Source organism: Acinetobacter sp. NIOH-H-8 (assembly GCF_046635365.1).
Classification (GTDB): Bacteria; Pseudomonadota; Gammaproteobacteria; order Pseudomonadales; family Moraxellaceae; genus Acinetobacter.
In genome coordinates, this window is the sequence record NZ_JBHDVN010000121.1 from 1 (window position 1) to 693 (window position 693).

Annotated in this window: 2 tRNA genes and 1 rRNA gene; all 3 read right to left on the minus strand. The window is 43.1% G+C overall.

Going from position 1 to position 693, the window contains the following annotated elements:
• Positions 1-82: ribosomal RNA gene (locus ACEWB7_RS17325) — 23S ribosomal RNA — on the minus strand; the annotation flags it as partial.
• A 397-nt stretch (positions 83-479) separates the two neighbouring features.
• A tRNA-Ala gene (locus ACEWB7_RS17330) sits at positions 480-555 on the minus strand.
• A 46-nt stretch (positions 556-601) separates the two neighbouring features.
• Positions 602-678, minus strand: a tRNA-Ile gene (locus ACEWB7_RS17335).
• Positions 679-693: the final 15 nt, after the last annotated feature.

The following is a 693-nucleotide window of genomic DNA, read 5'->3' on the forward strand; positions in this document are numbered from 1 at the left end:
CCCGGAGCTTTTCGCAGGCTATCACGTCTTTCTTCGCCTCTGACTGCCAAGGCATCCACCACATGCACTTAATTACTTGACTATACAACCCCAAACAGTCGTTACACCTACAAGTCAGTGTAGCAACAGATCCACCAGTAAACTGGCTTCTCTCACAGTTCGTTGTTCCGTGCACTTAAGCACTGTACAGCTTCAATTAGATTCATATACCAAAACGCTTGATTCAGTTAATTTCGCTAGTTCTCATTCAATCACTTCAACAATCAATCTCGCGATCTCTTGTTTCCGCTCTTGTATGAGTATGAACAAATTATTTCAACTCAAATATATTCTGTTAATGATTTAATGCATCCTCGTCGGACTGCATTACTGTGATAAATCACAGAGGTTAATAACAATGCCGCGCATTATACGCCGCTTTCTTACTAAGCTCTATAAGCTATCAAACCGTTTGCTTATTACGTATTCGAACGAATACGTGGTGGAGACTAGGAGAGTCGAACTCCTGACCTCCTGCGTGCAAAGCAGGCGCTCTACCAACTAAGCTAAGTCCCCAGCTTATCAATTAAGTCAATGTTCTGATTTTCTGTTTTCTGGCAGATGGTGGGTCTGACAAGACTTGAACTTGTGACCCCACGCTTATCAAGCGTGTGCTCTAACCAACTGAGCTACAGACCCTCAGATACATCGTCA